The sequence below is a fragment of the Arsenophonus sp. ENCA genome (assembly GCF_002287155.1).
GTDB lineage: Bacteria > Pseudomonadota > Gammaproteobacteria > Enterobacterales > Enterobacteriaceae > Arsenophonus > Arsenophonus nilaparvatae.
Window position 1 is genome coordinate 1 of the sequence record NZ_NHNG01000429.1, and the last position, 661, is coordinate 661.

At 37.4% G+C, this 661-nt stretch carries 1 protein-coding gene and 1 pseudogene; one reads left to right on the top strand and one right to left on the bottom strand.

Annotated elements, in window-relative coordinates:
* The first annotated feature begins 85 nt into the window (after nucleotides 1-85).
* Nucleotides 86-493, top strand: coding sequence for a hypothetical protein (locus CBG25_RS11225; RefSeq protein ID WP_290606696.1), 408 nt, complete (start codon nucleotides 86-88; stop codon nucleotides 491-493).
* On the opposite strand, the pseudogene CBG25_RS11230 reads toward CBG25_RS11225, so the two are convergent.
* Nucleotides 450-661 (bottom strand): annotated as a pseudogene (locus tag CBG25_RS11230) (hypothetical protein); the annotation flags it as partial. The gene CBG25_RS11225 and the pseudogene CBG25_RS11230 overlap by 44 nt on opposite strands.

Below are 661 nucleotides of genomic sequence, written 5' to 3' on the forward strand. Positions count from 1 at the left end.
AAACGATTATCTCGTAACAGCCGCTCTTTGTTGATCATTTCAAACCTTTATTCTCTAAGTTAAACCTCTTTTTATTCTCAATAGCGTGACAAAAAATGCAAGTCTCTATTCAGCAACTAGTTTTATGGTTTTTAATAGCCTGGATGTTATTACCGATGCAGCAAAATCCAGTAATTTTACGTTTAATGATTGCATAAACGCCTTTAAACAACGCCTAAAAAAAGGCGAAGCGAAATGCGTGGATGAAACAACGCACGAGTTTTATGGGCGCTTTATTCGCAAAGAAGATTTTGATAATGAGGTCAAAATCCTCACGCAGATTTTACAGGGCAAAAACAGTCAATTACCGTTAATCCAAAATAAAGAAAAACGGCATTTTACCGGATTAACCCAAGGTCAACAAAAAGCCGCCGAACTGGTTTTAACCTCAACACGAGTTTCGCACAAAACTAATTTGGGTACGCTAATAAAACACGGATGTGCTCAGCAATAGCATTTTTGATTACGTCCCAATTTTGTTGATAAAGGGTTATTTTTTCAGATATACGACGTTTATGTTGTTCAAACCACGCAGAAATAGCGAGAAAAATATGATTTCTTTGCGCTCGGCTCGTGCGAGCCTGACAGCGTTCAATACCACAATTTTGTTTAACTTCTCGAT